The following is a 21,342-nucleotide window of genomic DNA, read 5'->3' as shown; positions in this document are numbered from 1 at the left end:
AGGCCCTCGACGCGGGTGTTACCGACGAGTTCATCACATGCTCGCCCGCTGTCTTGCGGGCCGTGCGGGGAGCCGAGTTGGATACACAACATCCCTTGACCCGACGGGTCCACGACAACACCCGCGATGCCCTCCTGGAGGCCCGATGCCCCTGTCGTCCGTCCGCCGCACCCTCGCCGCCGGTGCCGCCGCCACCGTCCTCGCCGTGCTCGGCGCCGCCCCGGCCTCGGCCGAGACCGCCCCGACGACCGCGCCCCCGCTCGACGTGCTGACCTACAACACCTTCCTGATGAGCACCTCGCTCTACCCCAACTGGGGCCAGCAGTACCGGGCGCAGGCCATCGCCTCGGCGGACTTCTTCCAGGGCCACGACGTGGTCGTGCTGGAGGAGGCCTTCGACAACGCGGCCTCCGACGCGCTCACCGCCAAGGCCTCGGCCGCCTACCCGTACCACACGCCGGTGGTCGGCCGCTCCACCAGCGGCTGGGACGCCACCTCCGGCAGCTACAGCTCCACCACCCCCGAGGACGGCGGCGTCACCCTGCTCAGCAAGTGGCCGATCCTGCGCAAGGAGCAGTACGTCTTCAAGGACGCCTGCGGCTCGGACTGGTTCTCCAACAAGGGCTTCGCGTACGCGGTGCTGGACGTCAACGGCCGCCGCACCCACGTGGTCGGCACCCACCTCCAGTCCACCGACTCCGGCTGCGCGAGCGGCCAGGCCGCGGACATCCGGGCCAAGCAGCTCACCGCGATGCGCGCCTTCCTGGACGCCAAGCGGATCCCGGCCGACGAGCCGGTCCTGGTCGCGGGCGACCTCAACATCGACTCGCACGGCTCCGAGTACCAGGCGCTGCTGAGCAACGGCAACCTCGCCCCGGCCTCCGCCCGCACCGGCTGGCCGAACTCCTTCGACACCGTCGACAACTCCATCGCCGCCTACCGCTACCCGGGCGAGCCCAAGGAGGACCTCGACTACGTCCTCTACCGGGCCGACCACGCCCGCCCGCAGCAGTACGTCAACGAGGTGGTCCGGGTGCACAGCGCGCCCTGGACGGTCAGCAGTTGGGGCAAGAGCTACACCTACACCGACCTCTCCGACCACTACCCGCTCGCCGCGCACTGACCGGCCGGATCCCCCGGGGGTGTGGGATGCGTCACCCGTGACGCCGCGCGGGCGGTTCGGCCCCTTACGATCCTGAACGCCGAGGTCGGGCGCCGTCGTACCCCGGCGGCGCCCGCCCGGCAGCCAGCGATCCGGCCCGAGGAGAAGCGCACGTGACCACCCCCAACGCCGCGCCCGACAGCTACTACCAGCGCACCGGCGACCACACCTACAAGCCCACCGTGCAGGCGCAGGGCGCCTGGCACCCCGACGAGCAGCACTTCAGCCCGCTCGGCGGCCTGATCGTGCACGCCATCGACCGGTACCGGGCCGACCAGCGAAGGGCCGACCAGCAGGGGGCCGGCCGCCCCGCCGACGGCCTGGCGCTGGCCCGGATCAGCTACGACATACTCGGCCTGATCGCCCTCGACGAGTGCGAGATCACGGTGGAGACCGTCCGCCCCGGCCGCACCATCGAGCTGGTCGAGGCCACCGTGACGATCGGCGGGCGCGCCGTGGTCCGGGCCCGCGCCTGGTTCCTCGCCGAGCTGGACACCACCGCCGTCGCCGGCACCCACGACGAGCCGCTGCCCGCGCCCGAGGAGTTCGAGCCCTGGACGATGCGCGGGGTCTGGGGCGGCGGCTACATCGCCTCGATCGACGTCCGCCGCCGGGAGAGCGCCCCGGGCCGCGCCGCCGCCTGGCTCTCCACCCCGGTCGAGCTGGTCGCCGGGGAGCCCAGCGGCCCGCACGCCTCCTTCGTCATGCTGGTGGACACCGCCAACGGCATCGCCGTGCGGCAGAGCCCCACCGAGTGGATGTTCCCCAACACCGACCTGACGATCCACTTCCACCGCCGCCCCGAGGGCGGCTGGACCGGCCTGGACACCAGCGTCAGCTTCGGCCCGGCCGGGCACGGCGTCACCAGCACCGTGCTGCACGACGTCCGCGGGCCGCTGGGCCGGGCCGAGCAGATCCTCACCGTCCGCCCGCAGCACGCGGGCTGACGGCGCCCGGTGGTGCGGGCGTCGCGGCCCGCACCACCGGGGCGGGTCCTCAGCCGGTCAGCGAGTCCATGAAGGAGCTCACCGAGAACACGGCCTTGCCGGGGCCCGCCGGGCCGTACCCGGGCGGGGAGGAGAGGCCGAACTCCTCCAGGGTGCCCCGGTAGGTCTGCAGCAGCCGGATGTGGTACTCCAGCGGCGCGCCCTGCGGGTTGGCCTTGCCGAGCGGGGTGGTGGGCTCGGGGCACCAGGTGGTGAAGCGCGGCACCACGCCGCGGGACATGAAGAAGCGCAGGCCCTCCTCGGTGGAGGCGATCGCCTCGTCCACCGTGGTGAAGCCGAAGGGCTCGGCCATCTCCACGCCCGCGACGAAGTTGGGGATCACGTTCTCCGGGCCGAACACCTCGGTGGAGTCGAGGATCCGGCGGTGCCACTCGTCCCGGCCGACGTAGCGCTCCTTGCCGGGGCAGTAGAGCTCGAACAGCCGCTTGTCCCATACCTCGAAGTTGGGGTGGTAGATCCGCACGCCGTAGTCGTGGAAGCGCTGGACGTCCTCGCGCGGCAGCGCCTGGGCCACCACCTTGCCGATCCAGCGGCCGGGGAAGCGCTCCTCGATGGCCTTGGCGTACTGCCCGTAGAAGTCGGCCTCGTCCCGGCCGCCGACGTGCGAGGTGATCGCCCCGCCGGTGAGGGTGTACGCCTGGGAGGCCCGGGCGGTGTCGTGCCGGTCGATGATCGCCAGCGCCTCCAGCACCTCCTCGACCGGCTTGACCCCGGTGTACGGGCGGCCGGCCGCCTTGTGCTGGCGCCAGTTGTGGTTGATGTCGCAGTACTGGCACTCCTCCTTGGCGCCGAAGTACTGGCAGACCCGGAACACCGTGAGGTAGATCAGGTAGCCCCACTGGATGGTCGGGGCGACCTCCATCACCGACTTCCCGTTGGCCAGCGTGTGCCGGTAGTAGTCCGGCATCGGCGGCAGGCCGACGTCGGCGATCCGCGCACCGTCCAGGTAGAGGCCGAGCGTGCCGTCGTCCCCGGCGCCGACCCGGTACGGCGAGTCGGGGTTCACCCGCACCGACACCACCGTGCGGCGCAGCCCGTACGGCCCGCCGGTCAGCACGACCTCCTCCGGTGGCCGGTTGAGCGCGGCCGCGCCCAGCTCGGGCAGCGTGCGGTGGTCGAAGGAGAAGATGAAGTACGACTTCGGCTTGACCTCGCCGCCCCCGTCGGCGCCCGCGCTGCCGCTCAGCGCGGACTCGTCGAAGGCCATGCCGCCGCGCAGCAGGTCCTCCTTGATCACCGCCTCCCGGGGCACGTCGGGATAGCGCTCCATGAGCTGCTCCACGAGTGCGGTGCGGCTGCGGGCCTGGCTCTCCATGCGCTGGTCTTCCTTCCTGGCCCCGCCTCCTCGACGGCGCCGTGCCCATTCTGTCCCGCCTTACGCGCCCGGCCGCGCACCGGGCCCGGCCCGGGACGATCGACCGGCCCCCGGCGGGCGGCCGTGGGTGATTTCGTTTCGCGTTCGAACAGCCCGCGCCACGAGCGGGACGACGCGGCCGGCGGGAGCGGGACACGCGCGAGTGGCGGCAAGTTGACGCGCGGACGGGCGGCTCGGCGGGCGGGTTCGCGGCGGGAGTGCGCAGGTGCGGGGCGGGGTGATGCACGACGGGGGCGTGCCCAAACACCCGCATGGGGAACGTTCACCCTATCGGGTGATGAAGATCGTCTGGTGCGATGCGGAACGCGCCTTCGCGCCTACGGTGGTGAACCGAGCGAGACGGGGCCGGAGACCGGAGATCCCGTTCGAGGCGGGTGGGATGACGACCCGTCATATTGTGCGACCCCCTTCAGAGGAGGCTCCATGCCCCTGTGCGCCAGGCCGGACACACCATCCGGGCCCGTCACCGCCCCGGTGGTGGGCCCATGAGCTCCCCCGCGATCGAACGGATCCTGCGCGGGCCCAGCGGACTGGGCACCTCCGGGCTGCAGTTCAGGCCGCAGGCCCCGGCGGACGAGGTCTCGGCGCCCCAGGCTCCGACGCCCGAGGTCCCGGTCGAGGTGGTCCCGGCCCCCGAGGCGACCGCGACCGTGACCGAGGCCACGACGGTGACCGAGACCGCGGCGGCGACGCCCGGGTTCCGGGTGCCGTCCGCCCACGTCCTGCCCGTCCCGACCGCCGCGACCCCGACCCCGGCCGCCGCCGGGTCGGCCGCCGAGGCGCCGAGCGGCGGCAAGCCCCGGAGCGGCGACCCGATCCCCGGCCTTTACCACCACCCGATCGCCGAGCCCGACCCGGTGCGGGTGGAGGCGCTGAGCGCGAAGCTCAAGGCCTGGGCGATGGAGGAGATCGAGCTCTACCCGCCGGAGTGGGAGAAGGACTTCAACGGCTTCTCCACCGGGCGCTACATGGTGGCCTGCCACCCGGACGCGCCGAGCGTCGACCACCTGATGCTCGCGGCCCGCCTGATGGTGGCCGAGAACGCGGTGGACGACTGCTACTGCGAGGACCTCGGCGGTTCGCCGATCGGCCTGGGCAGCCGCCTGCTGCTCGCGCACACCGCGCTGGACCCGCTGCACACCACGTCGGAGTACCACCCGGGCTGGGAGGCCTCGCTGAGCTCGGACGCGCCCCGGCGCGCCTACCACTCGGCGATGGAGTACTTCACCCGGGCCGCCACGCCCTCCCAGTCGGACCGGTTCCGGCACGACATGGCGCGGCTGCACCTGGGGTACCTGGCCGAGGCCTCCTGGGACCAGGCGGACCACGTCCCGGAGGTGTGGGAGTACCTGGCCATGCGCCAGTTCAACAACTTCCGCCCCTGCCCGACGATCACGGACACCGTCGGCGGCTACGAGCTGCCCGCCGAGCTGCACGCGCTGCCCGCCATGCAGCGGGTGATCGCACTGGCCGGCAACGCCACCACCATCGTCAACGACCTGTACTCGTACATGAAGGAGCTGGCCAGCCCCGGACTGCACCTGAACCTGCCGGTGGTGATCTCCGAGCGCGAGGGCGTCTCCCGCAAGGAGGGCTACCTGAAGGCGGTCGAGGTCCACAACGAGCTGATGCTGGCCTTCGAGGCCGAGGCGGCCGCCCTGGCCGTGTCCTGCCCGGTGCCGACACTCGTACGGTTCCTGCGCGGTGTGTCCGCGTGGGTCGACGGCAACCACTACTGGCACCAGACCAACACCTACCGCTACACCCTGCCCGACTTCTGGTGACACCGGCCCCTCCGGGGGCACCACCTCCCGTCGGCAGCGCACTTCCCTTGATGACCGACCCCTTGACCATCCGCTAGGAGCTGACCCATGTCCGTGACCGACGACATCACCACCCCCGGCAACACCATCCCCGGCCCGGCGACTCCGTACCAGGGCGACATCGCGCGCTACTGGGACCACGAGGCCCGTCCGGTCAACCTCCGCCTGGGTGACGTCGACGGCCTCTACCACCACCACTACGGCATCGGCGCGATCGACCAGGCCGCGATCGGGGACCCGGCCGACGCCGAGCGCGAGAAGAAGGTGATCGCCGAGCTGCACCGGCTGGAGTCCGCCCAGGCCGACGTGCTGCTCGGCCACCTCGGCGACATCCGCGCCGACCACACCCTGGTCGACGCCGGCTGCGGCCGTGGCGGTTCGATGGTGATGGCCCACCAGCGCTTCGGCTGCCGGGTCGAGGGCCTGACCCTCTCCACCCAGCAGGCCGACTTCGGCAACAAGCGCGCCGCCGAGCTGGGCATCGGCGGGTTCGTCCGCTCCCAGGTCGCCAACATGCTGAACATGCCCATCGAGACCGGCTCGGTCGCGGGCTCCTGGAACAACGAGTCCAGCATGTACGTCGACCTGCACGACCTGTTCGCCGAGCACTCCCGGGTGCTGAGCGTCGGCGGCCGGTACGTGACCATCACCGGCTGCTGGAACCCGCGCTACGGCCAGCCCTCGAAGTGGGTCTCGCAGATCAACGCCCACTTCGAGTGCAACATCCACTCCCGCCGCGAGTACCTGCGGGCGATGGCCGACAACCGCCTGGTGCCGCAGGCCGTCATCGACCTGACGCCGGACACCCTGCCCTACTGGGAGCTGCGGAACACCACCTCGCTGGTGACCGGCATCGAGGAGGCGTTCATCGAGTCCTACAAGGACGGCTCCTTCCAGTACGTGCTGATCGCGGCCGACCGGGTCTGATCCGGTAGCACCGCACGACGGCGGCCTCCCCGTACCCGCGGGGAGGCCGCCGTCGTTCGCACGAGGGCCGGCTACGGCCGGGTGAAGGTGAGGTGGGTGACGCCGCTCGGGCTGCTCACCGCCTCGGTGCGGAAGCGCTGCTCCAGCCCTTCGAGCCCGTCCCAGAGCCGCTCGCCCCGGCCGAGCAGCACCGGCACCACGACCACGTGCAGGTGGTCGACCAGATCGGCGGCCAGGAAGGCGCGGACGCTGCTCGGGCCGCCGCCGATCCGCACGTCCAGGCCGCCGGCCGCCTCCCTGGCCCGGCGCAGCGCCTCCTCGGGGGAGGCGTCCAGGAAGTGGAAGACCGTCCCGCCGTCCATCTCCACCGAGGGGCGCGGATGGTGGGTGAGCACGAAGACCGGGGTGTGGAACGGCGGGTTCGGCCCCCACCAGCCCCGCCAGTCCTCGTCCTGCCAGGGTCCGCGCTGCGGGCCGAACTTGTTGCGGCCCATGATCTCCGCGCCGATGCCGTCGGCCCAGGTGCGGGCGATCGCGTCGTCCACGCCGGTGCTGCCGCCCTCCTCGCCCTGCATCCGCCGGAACGTCCGGGTGCCGAAGAACCAGCTGTGCAGCCGGCCGCCGGCGTGGCCGAACGGTGCGTCGAGGCTCTGGCCCTCGCCCGTGCCGTAGCCGTCCAGGGAGATCGAGAAGTTGTGGACCCGGACCAGGGACATCGCAGCCTCCGCCGCTCGGCGCCTCGGCGCGCACCGGTCGGCCGCGCCCCGTTTCGCGGGCCACGCTAACCCGCGGCTCCGATGCCATGACGTTCCGTCACCGTCCCGGGCGTGGCGGGTGGGACGGGTGCGGAGCGCGTGGAGGAAGGGGAGGGGAGCGGGGGAGAAGCGGTGCAGCCGTCACGCTATTGTCGTGCCTTCTTCATCCTGAGCACGCCCGGGCGGGCGATGCTTCGTCAGGCTGCCCGGGAGCAGGGCGGCCGGCATCCCACGACTTGGGGGACCGTTCCGATGACCGTACGCCGCACCCTGACCGGACTCCTGGCCGCCGGCCTGATCGCCGCCGCGGCCGCGCTGATCCCGACCGCCCCGGCGGACGCCACCACGGCCGGGCCGGGCGACCTGCCGTTCGGCTCCGCGACCACCGTCGGCCTCCACAACACCTACGACCCGGCGGCCTTCCCGTACCTCGCCCAGGGCCTGGACACCGGCACCGGCATGATCGAGCTGGACCTCTGGCCGAACATCTTCACCAAGCGGTGGCAGGTCAGCCACTCCAACCCGTTCGGCAACTCCAACAACTGCACCGCCGCGAGCACCCCCGCCCAGCTGTACGGCGGCAGCACCGACCAGTACCTGGAGAACTGCCTGGACGACGTCCGGGTCTGGCTCGCCGCGCACCCGGGCGCCGGGCCGCTGGTGATCAAGCTGGAGCTCAAGCCGGGCTACTCGGCCGACCTCGGGATGGGCCCGGACCAGCTGGACGCGCTGATCGCCGACCACCTGGGCTCCGCCGTGCTGCGCCCGGCCGACCTGTTGGCCAAGCCCGGCGGCGGCTCGTACGCGAGCGTCGACGAGGCGGTGCGGGCGGGCAACTGGCCGCGCCGCTCGGCGCTGGCCGGGAAGGTGCTGCTGTACGCGATCCCGGGCACCGTCGAGCTGGGCAACCCCTTCGACACCCTGCACACCGACGTGGAGCAGGGCCGGCACCTGCGCGACCTGGCGGCGGCGGGCCGGATCGGCCAGGCGCAGGTCTTCCCGTCCGTGCTCGGCGCCGCCACCGGCGACCCGCGGAGCCAGTACACCGGCGCGGACACCTCGATCCGGCCCTGGTTCGTGGTCTTCGACGGCGACGCCTCCACCTTCGTCAGGACCATCGACACCGCCTGGTACGACAACGCCCACTACCTGCTGGTGATGACGGACTCCCACCTGGTCGCCCCGGAGATCAGTGCCACCGACCCGACGGCCGACCAGGCGAGGGCCCGCACCGAGCAGCTGGCGAAGGCGCACGCGAGCATCGTCTCCAGTGACTGGCGCCGGCTGGCGTCGGTCCAGTCGCTGGTGCTGTCGCGCGGCTGACCTGGTCAAGTCCTGGGAGGGTCGGCGAAGTTGACCGGAGGTGAAGAGTTGGAACGGGGCTTCCGGAGGGCCCGGAGGATCGCCATCCTGGTTGTCATGACCCGAACTCTACGCGCGTGGAAGACCCGCGTCGCCGCCACCGCCACCGTCGCCCTGGTCACCCTCGCGCCGATCGCCGTCGCCACCGAGGCGCACGCCGCGGTGAGCGGCTCGGTGTGCCTGTCGGCCCTGCCCTCCCAGGCCCACACCACCCTCAACCTGATCGCCTCCGGCGGTCCCTTCCCGTACAGCCAGGACGGCGTCGTCTTCCAGAACAAGGAGCGCGTGCTGCCCGCGCAGGCGACCGGCTACTACCACGAGTACACCGTGGTCACCCCGGGCTCGCCGACCCGCGGCACCCGTCGCATCGTCACCGGCAAGCAGTACCACGAGGACTACTACACCGCCGACCACTACGTGACCTTCCGCAAGGTCGACTTCGGCTGCTGACCCGGCCACCGCTCCACCGGACAGCCCCGGGCCCCGGCGCCGCACCCCGCGCCGGGGCCCGGGGTTTGCGCTCGGGGCCCGTCCGGTAGCGTCGGCGGCGTCCCGGCAACGACTCCCGGAGGTTCCCGTGCCGCAGATCCTGGTCGACCACTCGGCCGAACTCGACTTCGACCGGACGGCGCTGGCCGCCGAGGTCCACCAGGCGATCACCGAGGTGATCGACACCACGGTGGCGGACTGCAAGACGCTCTTCCGCCCCGCCGGCGGCCACCGGGTCGGCGACGGGACGAGCGGCGAGGCCGCGGTGCTGGTCGAGGTGAAGATCCTGGCCGGCCGCAGCGCCGGGCAGCGCGCCGAACTGACCGCCCGGGTGCTCGCCGCCCTGCGCGCCCGGATCGCCGGGCCCGCCGCCATCGGCGTCCAGGTCACCGAACTCGACCGGGACACCTACCGGTTCGTCCACCACCCCGGGCACTGACCCGGAAAGCGGCGACGGCGCCGGGCCCGCGGGCCCGGCGCCGTCATCGTGCGGGACGGATCAGTCCGTCGGGCAGCGGATGCCCGCGGCCGGGACGGTCCCGTCGAGCAGGAAGGCGTCCACCGAGGCGCGCACGCACTTGCTGGCGCCGTACCCGGTGTGGCCCTCGCCCTCGCGGGTGACCAGGACGGCGTTGCCGAGTTCGGCGGTCAGCTTCTCGGCCCAGGCGTACGGGGTGGCCGGGTCGCCGGTGGTGCCGACCACCACGATCGGGGCGGCGGCCGTGTTCTTGACCGCGTGCGGCCTCTCCGTCGAGGCGGCCGGCCAGATCCGGCAGTCCGGGTCGAACAGCGCGGCCATCGGGTCGTGCTTGCTGACCAGCGGGGCCTTGGCGGCGAGGTCGGTCAGCGCGGCCTGCAACTGCTCGCCGGCCGGGGCGTCGGTGGCGCCGTCGGCGCAGTGGATGGCCGTGTAGGCGTCCGCCGAGGGGCGGTACTTGCCGTCCTTGTCGCGGCCGTTGTAGCCGTCGGCGAGGTCCAGCAGGTAGTCGCCCTTGCCGCGCACCATCGCCCAGCCGATGGAGTTGCGCAGCCCGGTCCAGGCCTTCTCGCCGCCGTAGAGCCGGCTGAGCACGCCCGTCCAGGCCGCGCTGGAGGTCAGGGTGCGGCCCTTCTCCGTCTTGAGCGGCTTGTCCTTGAGCCCGTCGAGGAACGCGGCGAGCTTCTGCGCCGCCTGCTCGGGGTCCTTGCCGAGCGAGCAGGCGTCCTTGGTGACGCAGTCCGCGGCGAAGGCCTTCAGGGCCCGCTCGAAGCCGCCCTGCTGCTCGATGTTGTGCTGGACCAGCGAGGTGGAGGCCGAGGTGGCGCCGTCCAGGACGAGCCGGCCGACCTTGTCCGGGAACTCCTCGGCGTACAGCGAGCCGAGGTAGGTGCCGTAGGACAGGCCGAGGTAGCTGAGCTTCTGGTCGCCGAGGGCGCCGCGCAGCACGTCCATGTCCCGGGCGCTGTTGCGGGTGCTGACGAAGGGCAGGAGCTGGGCGTACTTGGCCTGGCAGGCGTCGGCCAGCTGCTTGCCGTGGTCGGCCGCGGGCTGGTCGGTGGTCAGCCAGTCGTCCCGGGTGCGGTCGTCCAGGCAGTTGAGCGGGCTGGTGCCGGCGGTGCCGCGCGGGTCGAAGCCGACGATGTCGTAGCGGTCGTGCACCGGGCCGTCGAAGCCCTTGGGGTCGTAGGTGACCATCCCGACGCCGGAGCCGCCAGGGCCGCCGGGGTTGATCAGCAGCGAGCCGATCCGCTGGTCGGGCTTGGTCGCCGGGTTGCGGACCACGGCGACGTCCAGGGTGCCGACCTCCGGTGCGGCGTAGTTCAGCGGCACCTTGAGGGTGGCGCACTGGAGCGCGGAGATGTCCTCCTCGTTCTGCGGGTCCTTCTGGCAGGGGCCCCAGGCGAGTTGCTGGCCGTAGAACGCCTTGAGGGCGGGGTCGGCGGCGCCGGTGGGCTTGGGCGTCGGGGTCGGGGCGGCGCTCGGCGTCGCGACGGCGGCGGCGTCCGGGGAGGCCGAGGGCGCGGCGGCGGTGCCGCCTCCGCTGGTGCAGCCGGCCAGCAGAGCGGCGGTGGCGAGGGCTGCGACGGCGGCGGGCAGGGCGCGCCGCGGGGTCCGGGTGATCATGGAATGCACGGCACAGGAATATCACCTGCCTGTCACATCAGTCACATGGGATTCTCAGAGTGCTCTGCGTCAACGGGCCGGAGCACGCCGCCCACCGGCCGCGAGAAGTGATTCCGCGGCGGTCCGAACGGTGCCATGCTGAGGTCATGACAGAAAGCAGTGCGGTGGCACCGCTCCGTCACCAGGCGGAAACCGGTGGGCGGCGGCGGGAGTTGGCCGCGGCGACGGTCGGATCGGTGGTCGAGTCCTTCGACTGGAACATCTACGCCGTCCTCGCGCCCTACTTCGCGGCGGACCTCTTCGGGCACGGCAAACACGGCGTCAGCGGCGTGCTCGGCGCGTACGTCACCTTCGCGGTGGGCTTCGTCGCCCGGCCGGTCGGCTCGTACCTGATCGGGCGGCTCAGTGACACCCGGGGACGGCGCTTCGCGCTCAGCCTCGGCATGGCGGTGATCGCCGTTGCCAGCCTGGGCATCGCCGCCGTCCCGGGCCAGCGGAGCATCGGGGTCTGGGCGGCCGTGCTGGCCGTGCTCGCCCGGGTGGTGCAGGGGCTCGCCTTCGGCGGGGAGGCGCCGAGCGTTGCCGCGTACGTGACCGAGACCGCCCCGCGGCGGCACCGCTTCGCGTTCAGCTCGGTCTCCTACGGCGGGATCATCCTCGGGTCGCTGCTCTCCTTCGGCGTGCTCACCCTGCTGATCCACACCCTCGGCAAGTCCGGCCTGGAGAACGGCGGTTGGCGCTGGGGCTTCGTGGTCGCCGCGCTGCTCGGGCTGGCCGCCGTCTGGGTGCGGCGGTGGGCGCCGGAGAGCGCCGAGTTCCACCGCGCCCGGGAGCGGGCGGGCCGCACCGCCCGCCCGCCGTTCCTCCGGACGCTGCGCGAGCACCGCTGGGCGGTGCTCACCGTCTTCCTCAACACCCTGGGCGGGACGGTCGGTTACTACTTCGCGCTGGTGTACCTGCCGCAGTACGCCGCCGCCTACCACGTGATCGGCAAGGAGGAGGCGGCCTCCTTCATGACCGTGGTGCTCGGCGTGGTGCTGGCCACCATGCTGCTCACCGGCGCCGCCGCCGACCGCTTCGGCCTGCTGCCCGTCGCCCGGATCGGCTTCGGCCTGCCGATCCCGCTGGTCGGGGTGCTGCTCGCCGGGCTGCGCCAGGGCTGGCTGCCGTTCCAGGTCGTCGCCGTGCTGCTGGGGATGCTGGTGGCCACGGTGCTCGGCACGCTCAACGTCTTCACCGGGCTGCTGTTCCCGACCGAGGTGCGGGCGGTCGGCCTCGGCGTGGTCAACGCGGCCACCATCGCCGCGTTCGGCGGCACCTTCCCGCTGCTCGCCGAGTGGCTGAGCGGCCGGCACTGGCTGGGCGTGATCCCCGCGTACGTCACCGTGTGCACGGCCGGCCCGGCCCTCGCGCTGCTGACGGCGATGAAGGTGCCCTCCTTCGCCGAGGCCGTCCGCGAGACGGAAGGAGCGGTTCAGCGGACACCCGGAACCGCCTGACGGACAGTCATCGGCTGTGGTTGAGTGGTCCGGACCACTGCTGAACGGGGAGGGCTGGCGTGGGCATCGACGCACCGGGTACCGACATACCGGACACCAACGCAAGGGACGGCGACCTGCCGGAGGACTGCGGGCCCGACGGCTGCGGCTCGGACGACTGCGCGCCGGGGGGCCGCGTGTCGGAGAGCTGGCTGACCGAGGCCGGGTTCGAGGAGCCGCCGCCGGTGGACCTGCGCACCGACCGGGCGCACTCCGCCCGGGTCTACGACTACCTGCTCGGCGGCAAGACCAACTTCCCCGCCGACCGCGAGGTCGGCGACCGCGTCCTCGCCGAACTGCCCGGCGTGCGCGAGGACGCCACCGCCGCCCGCGCCGTGATGCGGCGGATGGTCCGCCGGCTCGCCGGGGTGCACGGCGTCCGCCAGTTCCTGGACGTGGGCACCGGCATCCCCACCACGCCCAACCTGCACGAGATCGTCCAGGCCGTCGACCCGGCCTGCCGCGTGGTCTACGTCGACAACGACCCGATCGTGCTCGCCCACTCGCGGGCCCTGCTCACCAGCACCCCCGAGGGCCGTACCGCCTACGTCCAGGGGGACCTGCGCGAGCCGGAGCAGTTCCTCGCCGACCCGGGGGTGGCCGCCACCCTGGACCTCCGCGAGCCGGTCGCCCTGACGCTCATCAACATCGTCCACTTCCTCTCCGACGAGGTCGCGCACCCGCCCGTCCGCAAGCTCCTGGACGCCCTGCCGGCCGGCAGCTTCCTCGCCCTCTCGGCCGGGACCGCCGACATCGCGCCGGAGCGCGCCGGGATCGCCACCCGCCGCTACGCGGAGGCCGGGATCGACCTCCACCTGCGCTCGCGCGAGCGCGTCGAACGCTTCTTCAGCGGGCTGGAACTGGACGACCCGGGCGTCGTCCTGGTCGACCGCTGGCACCCGGATCCCGCCGGGGACCCGGTGCCGGGCGAGGGGAAGGTCGGGGTGTACGGGGGAGTCGGCCGCAAGGCGTAGGCGCCCGTCCCTGCGAACGGGCCCTGTGGACGGGCCCTGCGAACGAGGCCTGAGAACGAAGCGTGCGAACGGAAGCTGCGAAAACGATCGTCTTTACGTGCACATGTCATTAAAGTGACTGCCTGTCGAACCCCCACTCGGCAGGCGGAGTCCTCATGACCATTGCACGCAGGTCCATCCTCAAGGGCACCTCGGCGGCCGGAGCCGCCCTGGTGGCCGCGGCCTCGACGGCGGGCGCGCAACCCGCGGCCGCCCAACCGGCCGACGACGCGCCCACCAGCCCGCTCCTGCAGACCACCCCGCACCGCTCCGGAACGGCCGCGGTGTCCGGGCTGCACCTCCAGTTCGGCACCGACGCCGGCACGGAGATGACCGTCTCCTGGCTCACCCCGCAGTCCGTGCGCCGTCCGCAGGTGCGGTACGGCTCACCGGACGGCGGCCTCGGCCGGGTCGTCCAGGCCGAGACCCGCACCTACCGGGACTCGATCGACAAGGTCGAGGTGTACGTCCACCACGCGCGGCTCACCGGCCTGCGCCCGGGCACCACCTACCTCTACAGCGCCGGCCACGACGGGGCCACCCCCGAGACCGGCACCTTCACCACCGCCCCGCGCGGCCGGGCCCCGTTCACCTTCACCAGCTTCGGCGACCAGGCCGCGCCCAACCTCCGCCGCCGGATCACCTTCCCCGACGGCATGCCCTCCCCGCTCGGCAAGTACCCGGTGTTCATGAGCAGCCAGGTCGGCACCGCGGCCTCCGCCGACATCGTCGCCGCGGTCGAACGCGTCGGCCCGCTGTTCAACCTCATCAACGGCGACCTCTGCTACTCCTCCTACGCCGGCCGCCACGGCCAGAGCCGCACCGCGACCTGGGCCGACTGGTTCATCAGCAACAGCCGCTCCACCCGGCTGCGGCCCTGGATGCCCTGCGTCGGCAACCACGAGAACGAGGGCGGCAACGGCCCGATCGGCGCGCTCGGCTACCAGGCGTACTTCTCCCTCCCCGACTCCTCGGCCTCCTCCGACGAGGAGACCCGGGGCCTGTGGTACGCCTTCACCGTCGGCTCGGTGCGCTTCATCAGCCTCGCCAACGACGACGAGGCCATCCAGAACTCCGGCGACGTCTACCTGCGCGGCTTCTCCGGCGGAGCCCAACGGCGCTGGCTGGAGCGGGAGTTGCGGGCTGCGCGGAACAACCGGGCGATCGACTGGATCGTGGTCTGCATGCACCACCCGATGATCTCCAGCTCGAAGCACGGCTCCGGCAGCGACCTCGGCCTGCGCGAGACCTGGGGCCCGCTGTTCGACGCCTACGGGGTCGACCTGGTGGTGTGCGGCCACGAGCACTACTACGAGCGCTCCCACCCCGTCCGCGGCACCCTGCCCAACGACGCCCACACCCCGGTGCCGACCAGCACCCGCACCGACATGGTCGACACCGGGCGGGGCACCGTCCACATGGTCATCGGCGCCGGCGGCAACGCCGCCACCACCCAGGACGACCTCTTCGAGCAGCCCAAGGGCCGGGTCGTCATCGGGCTGGAGGACCCGAAACCGGGCGCGCCCTACCGGGAGTCGATCTGGCTCACCGAGGACGCGCCCTGGGCCGCCGTCCAGGACCGCGAACACGCCCACGGCTTCGCGGCCTTCGAGGTCGACCCGGGCGACCGGCGCGGCGGCACCACCACCATGAAGGTCACCTACTACACCTTCGACGGACCGCACGGGGACCTCACCCCGGTGGACACCTTCACCCTGTACCGGCGCCGGACGGACGGGCGCGACGGCTGACCGCCACCGTCACCGCCACTGACCGACACCGGCGCCGGTGTCGGTCAGCGCCGGAACAGGCCGGTGAGCACGTCCCACCAGCCGCGGCGCTGCGCCGGGATCGTCGGGGCCGCCGGGACGCCCCGCTCCGGCGCCGCCTTCGCCTGTTCCGCCCCTGTCTCCACCCCTGCCCCTGCCTCCGCCTCCGCCTTCGCGTCGGCCTCCGCCAGCTCCGCCTCCGCCACCGAGAGCGGGTCCGGCTCGATGTCGCGGGCGGTGAACTCCACCGGCAGCGCCGTCAGGTGCCGGGAGATCCAGGCCGAGCTCCAGACCAGCTCCTCCTCGGGCACCGCGAGCCGGACGTCCGGCAGCAGGGTGAGCAGGATGTCGATCCCGGCCTCGGCGACGTGCCGCCCGATGTCCTGGCCGGGGCACTCGTGCGGCCCGGCGCCGAAGGACAGGTGGGAGCGGTTGCCGTACAGCGGGGCCGCCAGGTCGGGGCGGACCACCGGGTCGACGTTGGCCGCCGCGAGCCCGAGCAGCAGCAGGTCCCCGGCCCGGACCTGCTGACCGCCCAGCTCGGTGTCGGCGGTCGCCCAGCGGCCGGCCACCAGGGACATCGGCGGGGAGTCCCAGAGCACCTGGTCCAGCGCCTCGCCCAGGGTCATCTGGCCGCCGGAGAGGTGGGCCCGGAAGCGCGGGTCGGTGAGCACCATCTTCAGCGAGTCGGCGATCAGGTTGACGGTCGTCTCGTTCGCGGCGAGCAGCACCACCCGCAGGTGCTCCATCACCTCGTCCTCGGTCAGCCCGGCCGGGTGCGCCAGCAGACGGCTGGTCAGGTCGTCGCCGGGGTGCTCGCGCTTGAGGGCGATGGTCCGGCGCAGACCGGCGACCACGTACTCGTTGCTGGCGATCGCCGTCTCGGTGCCCTTCATCAGGTCCCGGGCGGCGGTCACCAGCTGCGGTCCGTACTCGTCCGGCATGCCGAGCAGCTTGGTCATCACCAGCATCGGCAGGTGCTCGGCGAACTGGGAGATCAGCTCGGCCTGGCCGGTCGGCCCGACCACCTGGACCAGGTCGGTGGTGAAGCGGCGGACGTGGCGGCGGATGCCGCGCCGGTCGAAGCCGTTCAGGCCGTCCAGCAGGGCCCCGCGCAGCCGGCGGTGCTCGTCGCCGTCGGCGAACACGCAGATCGGCTGCCAGGCGACCACCGGCAGCAGCGGGGAGTCGGGCGGGACCTCGTTGTTGCGGAAGGCGTTCCACAGGCGCGAGTCCCGGGAGAACAGCGTGGGGGTGCGCATCACGGTGATGTTGGTGCCGTGGCCGAGCACCAGCCAGGCCGGGTGGTCGCCGTGCAGCAGCACCGGGGCGACCTCGCCGTGCTCGGCGCGCAGCTTGTCGTACAGGACCGTCGGGTCGGCCTCGGCCTCCGGGCCGTACAGGCGGCGCAGGCCGCCGGGGCCGGTCGGGGCGATGCCGCCGCCCGCGTGGGCCGGGCAGCCGGGCGGCGGGGCGGTGGCCGGCGCGGAGCCGACGGATTCGGGGCCGGCGGGTTCGGGGATCGGGGTGGTCACGGGGTCTCCGGTCGCGGGTGGGGTTCGGTGACGAGCGGACGGGCTCGGGCGGACGGTGGGTGGCCGGCGAGCGGGCGCGGGAGCCGGCTCAGCGGGTGGCCGGGACGGCCAGCTCGTACAGGTAGTGCATCAGGGTCATCAGGGTGTCCCGGCTGGACTCCCGGCTGCGCGCGTCGCAGCTGACGATCGGCACCTCGGACGGCAGGTCCAGCGCGCTCCGCAGCTCGTCGAGCGGAACGGCCGGGGCTTCCGGGAAGCTGTTGACGGCCACCACGAAGGGCACACCGCGCTCCTCCAGCCGCCCGATCACCTCGAAGCTGACCTCCAGCCGCCGGGTGTCCACCAGGACCACCGCGCCCAGGGCGCCCTCGAACAGGCCGTTCCAGAGGAACCAGAACCGCTCCTGGCCGGGGGTGCCGAAGACGTACAGCACGAGCCGGTCGCTGATGCTGATCCGGCCGAAGTCCATGGCCACGGTGGTGGAGGTCTTCTGCTCGACGCCGGTCGGGTCGTCCACCCCGACCCCGGCCTGGGTCATGGTCTCCTCGGTGGTCAGCGGGCGGATCTCGCTGACCGCGCTGACCAGCGTCGTCTTGCCGACGCCGAAGCCGCCGACCACCACCACCTTGACCGCCGTGGTGACGGAGTCCGGCAGCAGGTCCGCCCCGGTCGGCCCGACCACCGAGTCAGAGCCGCTGAAGTCCATGGATCACCGCCTCCAACAGGGCACGGTCGGGGAGTTCCGCCGCGGGCACGGCGGCGCTGCGGGCCTCGATCAGCCCGTCGTCGAGCAGGTCCGCCAGCAGCACGGTGACCACGCTGACGGGGAGCTCCAGGTAGGCGGAGACCTCCGCGACCGAGAGCGGGGAGCGGCACAGCCGCAGGATCGCGGCGTGCTCCGGCTGGTGGGCGGGGGTCGGCTCCGCGCGGGAGACGATCAGGGTGACCAGGTCGAAGACCCCCGGCCCCGACGGGCCGCTGCGGCCCCGGGTGATGACGTACAGCCGGTCGGGCTCGGGGCCGTCCCAGCCGCCCTGCGCGGCCGTCATGCCACCGCCTCACTGTGCTCGTTCATGTGCCCGTCCCGCCGCCGGAGCTCGGCGCGGCAGGGCGGGACGGGTGGCGGTTCACGCGACCGCCTCGGGGTTGCGCGGCGGCGTGGACAGGTGCTCGCCGATCCGGGCGACCAGGTCGCGCATCTGGTGGCTCACCAGCCCGGCGTCCACGCCCTCGTCGGCGAGCACCGCGAGGTAGGCGCGGTCACCGGCGGCCATCAGGTAGAAGTAGCCGCCGTCCACCTCGATCACCACCAGCCGCATCGAGCCGTCGCCGTGCGGGAACTCGTGGCCGATCGCGCCGGCCAGGCTCTGCAGCCCGGCACAGGCGGCGGCGAGGCGGTCGGCGGTGTCCGGGTCGGTGCCGTACTGGGCGATCCGCAGGCCGTCGGCGGACAGCACGATGACGTGGCGCACGCACGGGACGCTGTGCGCGAGGTCGTTGAGGATCCAGTCCATGTTGCTGCGGTGCGGAATCACTGCTCGCCTTTCCCTGCCGTCTCTTCACTGGTGTGTGCGGCGCTGGTGCGTCCGGCACCCGACTGCCCGGCGTCCGTTCGTCCGGCACCGGTCTGTTCGGCGTCCGTGGCGCGCCCGGCGCCCGCCGGTCCGGACGGGCTCGGCCCGGTCCCCTTGATGCCGTCCATGAACGCCTCCAGCCACAGGCCCGGCTGCTTCGGCTCCTTGGCGGGGCGCGACGCCTGGGCCGGCGGGCCGGCCAGCGGACCGGGCGGCTGCGCCGTCGGCCCGCCGGGCTGCGCGGTGCCGCGCTGGGCGGGGCGCGCGGCAGCGCCGAAGCCGCCCCGGGGCATCATCGGACGGCTCCGCCGGCGCTGCGGCAGGCCGTTGGGCGTCCACTCGGTCACGATCACCTCGTCGTCCCCGGCGCCCGGGCCGGAGGGCCCCCACGGGTTGGTCGAGCCGTAGGACGGCCCGACGCCGGCCGAGGTCGTCCGGGTGCCCCAGGGGCGGCCCGCGGCCGCGTGCCGGGGCGGGTTCGCGGGCAGCGGGCGGGGGCCGGAGAAGGCGCCGATGCCGTGCGCCCGCCCGGTCGGCGGCGCGGTGGTGAGCAGCTCCTGCGGCACGACCAGCACCGCCCGCACGCCGCCGTACGCGGAGCGGCGCAGCGAGATCTGGAAGCCGTACGCCTGGCAGAGCCGGCCGACGATGGCGAAGCCCAGCCGGGGGGACTCGGTGAGGTCGTCGAAATCCTTGGAGACCATCGCCTCGCGGATCGAGCGCTCGGCGCGGAACCGGGCCTCGTCGGTGAGGCCGAGGCCGCCGTCCTCGATCTCGATCGCCATCCCGCTCTGCACCTCGGAGGCGCTCAGGTGCACGTGGGTGTGCGGCGGGGAGTAGCGGGTGGCGTTGTCGAGCAGCTCGGCGACGGCGTGGATCAGCGGCTCGACGGCCGGCCCGGTGACGGAGATCTGGGCCACCGGGTGCAGGTCCACCCGCTGGTACTCCAGGATCCGGGACATGCCGCCGCGCAGCACGCTGTAGAGCGCGATCGGACGGGTCCACTGGCGGCCGGGGCGGGCGCCGGACAGGACGGCGATGCTGTCGGCCAGGCGGCCGCTCAGCGCGTTGCCGTGGTCCAGGCGCAGCAGGTCGTCGAAGACCGCCGGGTCGTTGCCGTGCCGGTCCTCCATCTCCCGCAGGTCCTTGGCCTGCCGGTGGATGATGGCCTGGACCCGGCGGGCGATGTTGACGAAGGCCCGCTCGGCCGAGTCGCGCCGGCTGACCTCGTCGTCGACGGCCTTGGCGACGGCCTCGGTGACGGCCACCAGGGAGCGGCGGAACCGTGGCGAGACGGGCGCCTCGCTCTCCTCGAACGGGCGGGTCAGGACGTCGAAGGAGTACCCGTACCGGGCCCCGGCGACCACCCTGCGCATCTCCACCCGGGCGAGCCGGTCCAGCTCGTCCTCCTGCCCGGCCAACCTGCGTTGCCACTCCTCCACCTGCCGGGCGTGCAGGTCACGGGACTCGCTCAGGGCCCGCCCCCGGCGGGCCGACTCGGCGGCCACCACGGCCACCAGCACGGTGCCCGTCGCCCCGCACCACAGCACCCCGGCCCGGGCCCCGGCGGACACCGCCACCGCGGCGACCGCCACGGCCGCCGCCATCACGGCCGTCGGCAACAACCAGCCGAGCAGGGGCGCTCGGCGCCGTCTGGCGGGTGACGATCCAGCTCGAAGCATTCAGCATCCTCAAACGATCGGAACAGTACGGACAAAAGCGGGGGGAGCGGCTCCGGAGGCGTGGTGGTGCAGCATAGCCAAGTTCAGGACATCCTGACCGAAAGTCAAAAATACCGTCCCGCAACCGACTTGTGGCAATCTGCCGGACAGTCCCGACATTTCGCACGCCAGTCGCAACCGGAGCGGCCACCGCCCACCCACCAGGCTTCTCGTCGCGCCGCCCGCGCGCCGCCGACCCGCGCCGGATTCGCTCATGCGAAGGGTTTCCGCGCCAAGTCCCCGCGTCTCGCGCCGAGTTCGTGCTAAGCGCGGTGACTCCGGTCAACCGGAGGCGCGGCAATCACCCGGAAGGGGAACCGCAGCCGGGCCCGGCGAGCCGCACCGCGCGAGCCCGATTCCGCTGCGTCCGGTGCGCCGCCCCTCCTAGGGTCGTCGCATGAACGATCACGACAGCCGAACACCGGCCGCACTGGGTCGGACCCTGCGCCACCTCATGGGCGACGCGGTGTGGGCGGGCATGCTGGAGGAGGCCTTCGAGCGCCGGCACCCGATCGGCGCCACCCTGCTGCGCCAGGGCGAACCGGGCACCCACGTCCTCGCCCTGCGGACCGGAGTGGCCAAGGTCAGCCGGCGGGAACGCAACGGGGACGTCCGGCTGCTGGCCTTCCGCGGCCCGGGCGAACTCCTCGGCGAGGTGGCCGTCCTGGACGACGGCGTCCGCTCCGCGAGCGTCCAGGCGATCTCGGACTGCACGGTCGCGGTCCTCACCAAGGAGGCCTTCCTGCGCTTCGTCGCCGAGCGGGGGCTGTTCCCCGTGATGGTCCGCTACGCCATGGGCCGACTGCGGGAATCCGACCTGGCCCGGATCGGCGGCGACGTCGTCCCCCGGCTGGCGGCCGCCCTGGTCGCCCTGGCCGACCTCTCCACGGGCCTCGCGCAGACGCCCGGCCGCCGGATCGAACTCGCCCTGACCCGGGACGAACTGGCCCAGCACCTCGGCGTCTCCCGGAACACCGTCACCGCGGGCCTCACCGCCCTGGCCGCCCACCGCGTCGAAGCCGGCCGCAAGTCCATCGCCCTCGACGACCTCCCCGCACTCCGGCGCGCGGCTGACGTTCCACGCGACTGACGCTCCGTCCCAGCACTCCTTTGACCCGCGCGGCCTCGAATGTGACATCCGTCACTCGCGTACCGCACCGAGCGAGCACACCGCGCGACGCCGGATCG

The 21,342-nt window shown here is 73.0% G+C and carries 19 protein-coding genes; 11 read left to right on the top strand and 8 right to left on the bottom strand.

Annotated elements, in window-relative coordinates; translation table 11 throughout:
• Window positions 1-145: 145 nt before the first annotated feature.
• The gene (gene sph / locus AMK13_RS18515) at window positions 146-1,123 is read left to right on the top strand and encodes a sphingomyelin phosphodiesterase (protein ID WP_049651569.1); all 978 of its coding nucleotides are present in this window, start codon (window positions 146-148) and stop codon (window positions 1,121-1,123) included.
• 152 nt (window positions 1,124-1,275) lie between these two features.
• Window positions 1,276-2,109: a thioesterase family protein gene (locus AMK13_RS18510; RefSeq protein WP_074003177.1), complete on the top strand. Its 834-nt coding sequence runs from the start codon at window positions 1,276-1,278 to the stop codon at window positions 2,107-2,109.
• Between the two features lie 49 nt (window positions 2,110-2,158).
• On the opposite strand, the gene AMK13_RS18505 is transcribed toward AMK13_RS18510, so the two are convergent.
• The gene (locus tag AMK13_RS18505) at window positions 2,159-3,484 is read right to left on the bottom strand and encodes a radical SAM protein (RefSeq protein WP_049651571.1); all 1,326 of its coding nucleotides are present in this window, start codon (window positions 3,482-3,484) and stop codon (window positions 2,159-2,161) included.
• A gap of 545 nt (window positions 3,485-4,029) precedes the next feature.
• Between AMK13_RS18505 and AMK13_RS18500 the strand changes: the two genes are divergently transcribed.
• Together AMK13_RS18500 and AMK13_RS18495 are read left to right on the top strand one after the other, a co-directional pair.
• A complete protein-coding gene (locus AMK13_RS18500) occupies window positions 4,030-5,328 on the top strand; it encodes a family 2 encapsulin nanocompartment cargo protein terpene cyclase (protein ID WP_241852934.1) in 1,299 nt (432 codons plus the stop codon).
• Between the two features lie 87 nt (window positions 5,329-5,415).
• Window positions 5,416-6,294, top strand: a complete 879-nt coding sequence (locus AMK13_RS18495; protein ID WP_074003176.1) for a geranyl diphosphate 2-C-methyltransferase — start codon at window positions 5,416-5,418, stop codon at window positions 6,292-6,294.
• A gap of 71 nt (window positions 6,295-6,365) precedes the next feature.
• On the opposite strand, the gene AMK13_RS18490 is transcribed toward AMK13_RS18495, so the two are convergent.
• A complete protein-coding gene (locus AMK13_RS18490) occupies window positions 6,366-7,010 on the bottom strand; it encodes a dihydrofolate reductase family protein (RefSeq protein WP_074003175.1) in 645 nt (214 codons plus the stop codon).
• Window positions 7,011-7,301: 291 nt separating this feature from the next.
• On the opposite strand from AMK13_RS18490, the gene AMK13_RS18485 reads away from it, so the two are divergent.
• From AMK13_RS18485 to AMK13_RS18475, 3 genes are all read left to right on the top strand, one after another.
• Window positions 7,302-8,372: a phosphatidylinositol-specific phospholipase C domain-containing protein gene (locus AMK13_RS18485; protein ID WP_063780152.1), complete on the top strand. Its 1,071-nt coding sequence runs from the start codon at window positions 7,302-7,304 to the stop codon at window positions 8,370-8,372.
• A gap of 96 nt (window positions 8,373-8,468) precedes the next feature.
• The gene (locus tag AMK13_RS18480; protein ID WP_074003174.1) at window positions 8,469-8,861 is read left to right on the top strand and encodes a ribonuclease domain-containing protein; all 393 of its coding nucleotides are present in this window, start codon (window positions 8,469-8,471) and stop codon (window positions 8,859-8,861) included.
• Window positions 8,862-8,988: 127 nt separating this feature from the next.
• Window positions 8,989-9,339: a 5-carboxymethyl-2-hydroxymuconate Delta-isomerase gene (locus tag AMK13_RS18475; protein ID WP_074003173.1), complete on the top strand. Its 351-nt coding sequence runs from the start codon at window positions 8,989-8,991 to the stop codon at window positions 9,337-9,339.
• Window positions 9,340-9,399: 60 nt separating this feature from the next.
• Here the strand turns inward: AMK13_RS18475 and AMK13_RS18470 are convergent, their stop codons facing one another.
• Window positions 9,400-11,004, bottom strand: coding sequence for an alpha/beta hydrolase (locus AMK13_RS18470; protein WP_074003172.1), 1,605 nt, complete (start codon window positions 11,002-11,004; stop codon window positions 9,400-9,402).
• A gap of 146 nt (window positions 11,005-11,150) precedes the next feature.
• Between AMK13_RS18470 and AMK13_RS18465 the strand changes: the two genes are divergently transcribed.
• The 3 genes from AMK13_RS18465 to AMK13_RS18455 all read left to right on the top strand — a co-directional run bounded on the left by AMK13_RS18465 (window position 11,151) and on the right by AMK13_RS18455 (window position 15,306).
• Entirely contained in the window at window positions 11,151-12,503 is a 1,353-nt protein-coding gene (locus tag AMK13_RS18465) for an MFS transporter (protein WP_079272265.1), read from the top strand.
• Between the two features lie 191 nt (window positions 12,504-12,694).
• A complete protein-coding gene (locus AMK13_RS18460; RefSeq protein WP_107086434.1) occupies window positions 12,695-13,516 on the top strand; it encodes an SAM-dependent methyltransferase in 822 nt (273 codons plus the stop codon).
• Window positions 13,517-13,671: 155 nt separating this feature from the next.
• Window positions 13,672-15,306, top strand: coding sequence for a purple acid phosphatase family protein (locus tag AMK13_RS18455; protein ID WP_074003170.1), 1,635 nt, complete (start codon window positions 13,672-13,674; stop codon window positions 15,304-15,306).
• A 44-nt stretch (window positions 15,307-15,350) separates the two neighbouring features.
• Here AMK13_RS18455 and AMK13_RS18450 read toward each other — a convergent pair whose 3' ends face one another.
• The 5 genes from AMK13_RS18450 to AMK13_RS18430 all read right to left on the bottom strand — a co-directional run bounded on the left by AMK13_RS18450 (window position 15,351) and on the right by AMK13_RS18430 (window position 20,058).
• A complete protein-coding gene (locus AMK13_RS18450) occupies window positions 15,351-16,859 on the bottom strand; it encodes a cytochrome P450 (protein WP_074003169.1) in 1,509 nt (502 codons plus the stop codon).
• An 88-nt stretch (window positions 16,860-16,947) separates the two neighbouring features.
• Window positions 16,948-17,565 (bottom strand): GTP-binding protein, encoded by a 618-nt coding sequence (locus AMK13_RS18445; RefSeq protein WP_074003168.1) that lies wholly within the window; start codon window positions 17,563-17,565, stop codon window positions 16,948-16,950.
• Entirely contained in the window at window positions 17,546-17,908 is a 363-nt protein-coding gene (locus tag AMK13_RS18440) for a DUF742 domain-containing protein (RefSeq protein ID WP_049660856.1), read from the bottom strand. Before AMK13_RS18440 ends, AMK13_RS18445 begins: the two co-directional genes overlap by 20 nt.
• A gap of 78 nt (window positions 17,909-17,986) precedes the next feature.
• Window positions 17,987-18,373, bottom strand: a complete 387-nt coding sequence (locus tag AMK13_RS18435) for a roadblock/LC7 domain-containing protein (RefSeq protein ID WP_181970384.1) — start codon at window positions 18,371-18,373, stop codon at window positions 17,987-17,989.
• A gap of 17 nt (window positions 18,374-18,390) precedes the next feature.
• Window positions 18,391-20,058: an ATP-binding protein gene (locus tag AMK13_RS18430; RefSeq protein WP_198959382.1), complete on the bottom strand. Its 1,668-nt coding sequence runs from the start codon at window positions 20,056-20,058 to the stop codon at window positions 18,391-18,393.
• 493 nt (window positions 20,059-20,551) lie between these two features.
• On the opposite strand from AMK13_RS18430, the gene AMK13_RS18425 reads away from it, so the two are divergent.
• Window positions 20,552-21,244, top strand: a complete 693-nt coding sequence (locus tag AMK13_RS18425) for a Crp/Fnr family transcriptional regulator (protein WP_241852933.1) — start codon at window positions 20,552-20,554, stop codon at window positions 21,242-21,244.
• The last annotated feature ends 98 nt before the right edge of the window (window positions 21,245-21,342 follow it).

Source organism: Streptomyces sp. CB02056, assembly GCF_001905545.1.
In the GTDB taxonomy this organism is placed as follows: Bacteria; Actinomycetota; Actinomycetes; order Streptomycetales; family Streptomycetaceae; genus Kitasatospora.
Note: the sequence above shows the minus strand (reverse complement) of the source record. Positions and strands in the feature narration are given on the sequence as shown.

Coding starts and splice junctions, on each gene's coding strand:
- AMK13_RS18505 (WP_049651571.1), bottom strand. CDS start 3,484: ATGGAGAGCCAGGCCCGCAGCCGCACCGCACTCGTGGAGCAGCTCATG.
- AMK13_RS18465 (WP_079272265.1), top strand. CDS start 11,151: ATGACAGAAAGCAGTGCGGTGGCACCGCTCCGTCACCAGGCGGAAACC.
- AMK13_RS18470 (WP_074003172.1), bottom strand. CDS start 11,004: ATGATCACCCGGACCCCGCGGCGCGCCCTGCCCGCCGCCGTCGCAGCC.
- AMK13_RS18455 (WP_074003170.1), top strand. CDS start 13,672: ATGACCATTGCACGCAGGTCCATCCTCAAGGGCACCTCGGCGGCCGGA.
- AMK13_RS18500 (WP_241852934.1), top strand. CDS start 4,030: ATGAGCTCCCCCGCGATCGAACGGATCCTGCGCGGGCCCAGCGGACTG.
- AMK13_RS18445 (WP_074003168.1), bottom strand. CDS start 17,565: ATGGACTTCAGCGGCTCTGACTCGGTGGTCGGGCCGACCGGGGCGGAC.
- AMK13_RS18485 (WP_063780152.1), top strand. CDS start 7,302: ATGACCGTACGCCGCACCCTGACCGGACTCCTGGCCGCCGGCCTGATC.
- AMK13_RS18435 (WP_181970384.1), bottom strand. CDS start 18,373: ATGGACTGGATCCTCAACGACCTCGCGCACAGCGTCCCGTGCGTGCGC.
- sph (WP_049651569.1), top strand. CDS start 146: ATGCCCCTGTCGTCCGTCCGCCGCACCCTCGCCGCCGGTGCCGCCGCC.
- AMK13_RS18490 (WP_074003175.1), bottom strand. CDS start 7,010: ATGTCCCTGGTCCGGGTCCACAACTTCTCGATCTCCCTGGACGGCTAC.
- AMK13_RS18440 (WP_049660856.1), bottom strand. CDS start 17,908: ATGACGGCCGCGCAGGGCGGCTGGGACGGCCCCGAGCCCGACCGGCTG.
- AMK13_RS18480 (WP_074003174.1), top strand. CDS start 8,469: ATGACCCGAACTCTACGCGCGTGGAAGACCCGCGTCGCCGCCACCGCC.
- AMK13_RS18425 (WP_241852933.1), top strand. CDS start 20,552: ATGAACGATCACGACAGCCGAACACCGGCCGCACTGGGTCGGACCCTG.
- AMK13_RS18495 (WP_074003176.1), top strand. CDS start 5,416: ATGTCCGTGACCGACGACATCACCACCCCCGGCAACACCATCCCCGGC.